General features: G+C 60.1%; 6 protein-coding genes and 2 pseudogenes. 4 read left to right on the top strand and 4 right to left on the bottom strand.

All coding sequences use genetic code 11. From position 1 onward, the window contains the following. A partial coding sequence (locus tag FXB38_RS43515) for a hypothetical protein (RefSeq protein ID WP_210250997.1) occupies window positions 1–222 on the bottom strand: 222 nt, incomplete at its 3' end. A gap of 808 nt (window positions 223–1,030) precedes the next feature. On the opposite strand from FXB38_RS43515, the gene FXB38_RS40475 reads away from it, so the two are divergent. The 3 genes from FXB38_RS40475 to FXB38_RS40485 all read left to right on the top strand — a co-directional run bounded on the left by FXB38_RS40475 (window position 1,031) and on the right by FXB38_RS40485 (window position 3,494). After that, window positions 1,031–1,375 carry a DUF6788 family protein gene (locus FXB38_RS40475; protein WP_148756475.1) on the top strand — a complete coding sequence of 115 codons (345 nt, stop codon included), beginning with the start codon at window positions 1,031–1,033 and terminating at the stop codon, window positions 1,373–1,375. A 1-nt stretch (window position 1,376) separates the two neighbouring features. Beyond that, window positions 1,377–2,786 carry an ISNCY family transposase gene (locus FXB38_RS40480; RefSeq protein ID WP_148756477.1) on the top strand — a complete coding sequence of 470 codons (1,410 nt, stop codon included), beginning with the start codon at window positions 1,377–1,379 and terminating at the stop codon, window positions 2,784–2,786. 270 nt (window positions 2,787–3,056) lie between these two features. Next, window positions 3,057–3,494, top strand: a complete 438-nt coding sequence (locus tag FXB38_RS40485) for a hypothetical protein (RefSeq protein WP_148756476.1) — start codon at window positions 3,057–3,059, stop codon at window positions 3,492–3,494. Here the strand turns inward: FXB38_RS40485 and FXB38_RS44345 are convergent. Beyond that, window positions 3,495–3,698: pseudogene (locus FXB38_RS44345) on the bottom strand (transposase domain-containing protein); the annotation flags it as partial. 294 nt (window positions 3,699–3,992) lie between these two features. Between FXB38_RS44345 and FXB38_RS40495 the strand changes: the two are divergent. Then, window positions 3,993–4,343, top strand: a pseudogene (locus tag FXB38_RS40495) (nickel-dependent hydrogenase large subunit); the annotation flags it as partial. 121 nt (window positions 4,344–4,464) lie between these two features. Here FXB38_RS40495 and FXB38_RS44350 read toward each other — a convergent pair. Together FXB38_RS44350 and FXB38_RS40500 are read right to left on the bottom strand one after the other, a co-directional pair. Then, window positions 4,465–4,641, bottom strand: coding sequence for a recombinase zinc ribbon domain-containing protein (locus FXB38_RS44350; protein ID WP_347340270.1), 177 nt, complete (start codon window positions 4,639–4,641; stop codon window positions 4,465–4,467). A gap of 16 nt (window positions 4,642–4,657) precedes the next feature. After that, the gene (locus FXB38_RS40500) at window positions 4,658–5,560 is read right to left on the bottom strand and encodes a recombinase family protein (protein WP_246230588.1); all 903 of its coding nucleotides are present in this window, start codon (window positions 5,558–5,560) and stop codon (window positions 4,658–4,660) included. Window positions 5,561–5,966: the final 406 nt, after the last annotated feature.

The following is a 5,966-nucleotide window of genomic DNA, read 5'->3' on the forward strand; positions in this document are numbered from 1 at the left end:
TATAGTACAGCCGTTTTCTTCGTTGACGCTGTCGTCATGCCGGTCCTCTATCGGCTGCCCCGAGCCGTAATTTTCATCCCGTGCGATCTGACGTCCGATGGCGCGCGCCAATTCAAACCAGATTTCCTCATTGTCCGGATTATCCCAGCTCTGAGAATGGGAGGGAGCAAGCGGTCGAATGCTCGCTCGTTGTCTTCGGAGAGATCGGATGCGGGTACGCATTTGCAAACTCGCGAGCAGAAGCTAGCGTAAATTTCCGCGCTGCGCTACAGCCAAGCCGCAGCGATTACTCGCAACGCTTCCCTCATGCTGACTTCGGTAGCGTCGAATGGAAATGAAAATCCTCAAGTGCCGCAGCGCGCGTGAGCGCACCCTGGCGATGAGGCGCGTAGTCCAGAGCAGATATGCTAAGCAAAGCGGAGTAAAAATACTTGCGGGTGACGGCGGCGTCAGTCTGTTGCTGGGTGCCCGGTGCCGAGCGGAGCCGTTCTCGGTTCACGCGGCTTCTCGTACATGTGTGTAGTGGCTGCCGCGGAGCGCCGGCTCGTCCATCAATAAAATTGGCCGCTGGCGGCGAATTGTAGCGCACAGCCCAGACGCGGTGGTCCGACCCCAAGGAGCCGTCGATGATTGGGTCGGCGCGGCTACGGCGTCTACGGCCGTGCCAGGCCCTCGCGGCTGACGGACCGGCTCGTGCTGATGAGTCCAGATGGCTTCGCCGGCGTGGCGCGTCAGGCGGTCGACGAGGTTGGCGTGGAATGGGAACCTACCGAAGCCGAACGCGCGTATGATGAGGGCCTCTCGACCCAGATTCCCGTCAATCCGGTCGTCTGCGTCAAAGGCGTTTCTCGCGCCATAGGTCGGGGTCCGCCGACCAGTGCGGGTCGGGCGACAGCGCTCGGCATAGCTACTTTCCGGCGCAAAATTCGGCGGCCTTGTGAGGCAGCCAGAATCGCTTGGTGTGGCGAAAACTGCAAGGTCGAACGGATTGGCGTTGACTTGAAGCGGCAGCATTGATTCATTCTTATGAATGATTCGTAAGCGAGCCCTTCAAACGCGTGAGAAGCTTGTCGGCAAGCTGCCGGTCACCGGCGAACTGCTGCGCGGTTCGTTGCTGGAGCGCACCGTTCGTCACAAGAGCGGCTGCCCGAAATGCGCGCGCGGCGAAGGGCACCAGGTGCATGTCCTGACGGTGAGCTATGCGGGTGGACGCGTGCGCCAGTTCAGTGTGCGGCGTGAGCGCGTTGCCGAGGTGCGCCGCTGGCTGGAGAATTACCAGAAGCTGAAAGACGCGATCGAGGCGATCTGCGAGTTCAATCACGACCTGTTGCGCCCTGATGCAGCGGTGCCGCGGGGGAGGAAGAAACGTGATTGAGATGCGCAGAGCGCAACTGAGCTTCGGCGACGGCTTGATCGCCGGGGAGGTGAGCGATCTTCGCGAAGGTTGGATGACCCATGCTGACCGGGTTCTGGCGGATGAACAGATCGTCGGTGCGGTGTACGAGGCGCTGGCGAGACGACATCCCAAGAGCCGCAGTCGTGGTCGGCTGGGCGCGCCGGCCGAGGTGGTGTTGCGGTTGTTGATCCTCAAGCATGTTCGCAACTGGAGCTATCACGTGCTGGAACGCGAAGTGCGCGCCAATCTGGTGTATCGCGACTTCACCCGTGTGGGCGGCGGCAAGATGCCGGACGCCAAGACGATGGGGCACTGGGGCCTGGCTGTGGATCCGGAGACAATCAGACAGATCCACGACCGGATCGTGCAAATCGCGCAGCAACAAGGGGTGACGCAGGGACGCAGAATGCGTGTGGATACGACGGTGGTGGAGACCAACATCCATTACCCGACCGACAGCACGTTGCTGGGTGACGGGGTTAGGGTGCTGATCCGCACCATGAAGAAGGTCACCGAGATCGCGGGCGCGGCCGGAACCAAGCTGCGCGACCGAACGCGAAGCGTAAAACTGCGGCTGCTCGATATCTCGCGGATTGCGCGTGCCAAAGGACCGCTCAATCACGAGAGGCTCAAGCAAGGCTACCGTAAGTTATTGAACTCGACGAGCCGAGTGGTGGGGCAAGCGAAGCGCTTCTCCCATGAGATATCCACCGGCGTGAAGCGGGCCAGGGGCATCTTGAAACGGCTGGCGCTGCAAGGCTTGCGGCAGCAGCTGGAAGCGATGATGCCGCTGGTGCGGCAGGTGATGCGGCAGACCCGGCAACGCATCTTCCACGGCAACACGCGGACAGAGGACAAGCTCTTCAGCGTGTTCGAGCCCTCGACGGAGATCATTCGCAAGGGCAAGGCCGGCAAGCCCAACGAGTTCGGCAAGATGGTCAAGCTGCAGGAAGCCGAAAACCAGATCGTGATCGACTACGAAGTCTATGATCGGCGGACGAGCGATTCGGACCTGTTGATCCCGGCCATCGAAATCCACCAAGCCAAGCTCGGTCGCACGCCACGTCTGGTCGCGGCAGATGCCGGGTTCTATTCCGCCAGGAATGAAGCCGCGGCGAAGGCGAGCGGCGTCAAGCGCGTCTGCATCCCCAATCGTTCCACCAAGAGCGTCGCCCGCAAGCGCGAGCAGAAGAAGCGTTGGTTCCGCAACGGCCAGAAATGGCGGACCGGATGCGAGGGGCGCATCAGCGTCGCCAAACGGCGGCACGGGCTCGATCGCTGCCGCTACAAAGCCAGCGCCGGAATGAAGCGCTGGGTCGGGCTCGGCGTTGTCGCAGACAACCTCATCAGCATCGGTCGCGTGATGGAACAGCAGTCACTCCAAAGATAGTCCACTTCCAGCGCAATCTTGGCCTCACATCGCCCCGCCGCCCCCGGCGGGGCTTCTTATTGTCTGCATGGTTGACCGCGCCCTTCAGAGCCGCGATTTTTGCGCCGGAAAGTAGCTAGGGCTAGGTTTTTCGTGAGCGTCACGAGAGGATCATCGGTGCCGGGGGCTTGACTTGCGCGGAATGCTCTGGATAGCGCGGTCGGGATGATTGACGCTACCGGCGCGCGGTGATGGGGTGATCCCGGTTCGGAGCGGACAACGGGGATCAGAATGACCAGCGAGTCGCAGCTGCGCGAGAAGCTTCGGAAGATCGAAGCGTTGTTCGCGGGTGCCGGAACTGCTGGTGAGCGCCTTGCGGCGGAAGCCGCGCTGCGGCGGGTGCGTGCCCGGGTCGAGGAACTTGCTCGCCACGATCCACCGATCGAACAGCAATTCTCACTTCCCGACCAATGGTCCCGGCACCTGTTTTTGGCGCTTTGCCGCCGATATGGGCTGCGGCCGTTTCGTTATCGCCGGCAGCGACGCAACACGGTGATGGTCCGTGCGTCACGAGGCTTCGTCGATCGAGTCCTGCTGCCGGAGTTCACCGAGCTGGAGAGTGCGCTGCAAGTGTATCTGCACGAGGTGACGCTGCGCGTGATCCGCGAAGAGATCTACGACGACGCCAGCGATGCGCAGGAAGTTCCAGATGCCCTGCCGTCGAACTGATCAGGCGGCGAGCTTTGCCTGCGAACTATCGCGCTCGGCCTTCCAATTCCACGGCAACAGCATGTGCAGCTGATTGATCTTGGTGCGTCCGGAGACGATGCGCTCGAGAACATCGGTCAGATAGTGCCGCGGGTCGATGTCGTGCAGCTTTGCCGTGTTGATGAGCGATGCGAGGGTGGCCCAGGTTTCGGCGCCGCCCTCGGAAGCAGCGCCATAATGCCGGGAATCTGGCGTTCGATGTTGTTGTAGCCTATCCATTCCACCCGCTCGTTGGTCAAACCGTTCTTGTGGTCGGTGAGCAGGAACATAACGGCATTCGCCACTTTTTAATCCGGCAGCCGCATGACGTGCTTTTATCCGCCTTTTGCGGACCTGAGGGTTCAAGCGCACGATCTTCGGTCCCCGCTCCGCGAGGACATCTTCGTCGTCTGACGAGGATGTCTTCAGCTTGCCCGTACGCCCGTTGCTTTCGTTTTTCGTTATTAGGGACTGACTCTCATGCCATCAGCAGTGCAAACACTCGACATCTCGCCTGTCGGCCGCGTGGAAGGCGATCTTGACGTTCGCGTCAATATCCAGGACGGCGTCGTCGTCGACGCTTGGACGCAAGCCGAACTATTCCGTGGTTTCGAAATCATCCTACGGGATAAAGATCCTCAGGCCGGTCTCGTGGTCACGCCACGAGCTTGCGGCATCTGCGGCGCCTCGCATCTGACTTGTGCGGCCTGGGCGCTCGATACGGCTTGGCTGACCGAAGTGCCGCGCAACGCGATCCTAGCGCGCAATCTCGGCCAGCTGGTCGAGAGCCTGCAGAGCCTGCCGCGCCATCACTACGGGCTCTTCATGATCGACTATACCCACAAGAACTATTCAGGCTCCAAATATTACGAGGAGGCAGTCAGGCGCTTCCGCTCCTCGAGATACGTGCGTACCTACTCCGAAATGACCTTCGGCGCGCGCAATTCGGCCTTTAGCCCGCTGAGGACTGCGCTCTCTCGACGGCGTCTAAATAAAAAGTATTGGCGTCAGGACACGTGCCGCTCTCCGTGGCCGCCGAGCAGCGAATGCGAACGCGCCCCGATTTGTCCCGCCCATTAGTTGCCATGCCGGAGCCGCATGAACCGCAACGGAGCAGGCCAGATAGCATCCGACGAGGACGACGTTCATGGCTTCGGTGGGCGCGACCGCGCTTCTCTTCGCTGCTGAGCGGCTGTGAACAGCTCTGGACTGACAATTGCTAGATGCGGCACTTCAGCAACCTGCCAATCACTCTTTGGATTTGGTCGCGACAGACGCTTTCCCGAGTCGGGATCTTTCACCATTCTGACTTTGTTCCAGACGAGGCGCCCTACATAAAGCTCGTTCTGCAGAATGCCGGCACCCCTCTTGAGGTTGCCATTAATTGTTGAGGCGTTCCATGTCCGCCCTCGGGGAGGTGATATCTTCTCTTTGTTGAGATCGTGTGCGATTTCGCGAGGCGTTCGACCGTCAACGTATTCCTGAAAGATGCGCCGGATCACTTGTGCCTCGGCCTCGACGATGACTCGTTCGCCGCTTCTCCCGGCGACCGCGATATATCCGTATGTCAGGCCACCTCCAGCCAAGCCCTGCTTGACCCGCCCTGCTTGGCCACGACGCACCTTGTGCGCGTTGTCCTCACGATAGAGTTGTCCGACTAGGCCGCGAAGGCCGACCAGCACGGTATTAACGACGCCTTCGTGGACCGCCCGGATCTCGATCCCGAGAAAAGATAGCCGCTTATGGATGCCTGCGAGATCCTCCATGTCGCGAGAGAGGCGATCAAGCGCTTCAACGATCACTACGTCGAAGGATCTCGCCCGCGCTTGGTCCAACATCCGCAGAAGGCCTTCGCGTCCCATCACCGAGGCGCCTGAACGAGCCCGATCTTCATAGGTGCTGATAACGGTTAAGCCTTCACGCTCGGCATAGCTTTGGCAAAGTGAAAGCTGATCTTCGATCGATCGCTCATTCTGAAGATAGGTGGAGAAACGAGCATAGATCGTCGCTCTCTTCCTTGTCGGTTCGATTGGCGTGCTCACTTTCATAATCTTCCCTCGCGCTAGACGAGCAAGTACGCGCGCGAGGCGTAAGATCGCCTTGTCTGGATTCGTCTGCAAGGACAATTTGTGATGCGCGTCCCGCAACGATCGAACCTCTAGGTCATGGCGCAAGTCAACGACCTGCACGCACCTGCGCTGGCGACAATCCACAAAATGTCAGCGGTGGTGATCATACCGAGCATCATGCTCGAGTGGTGCGTAAGCGGAACGGCCGCTATGAGCTCGTCGTGCAATCGGATGCCGCGGCGAAGAAAAACCGATGGAGCCTGAAAGGACTTCGCTCGCTGAAGTGTTGCTGCTAGGAAGCGGTCGACTAGTACCCACTTTTCTTGGAACGTGAGTCGTGATTCAAGGTCGGGATGATACCCGGAGCAAGAGAAGTCCACCTTTC

This window comes from Bradyrhizobium cytisi (genome assembly GCF_008123515.1).
Lineage (GTDB): Bacteria > Pseudomonadota > Alphaproteobacteria > Rhizobiales > Xanthobacteraceae > Bradyrhizobium > Bradyrhizobium cytisi.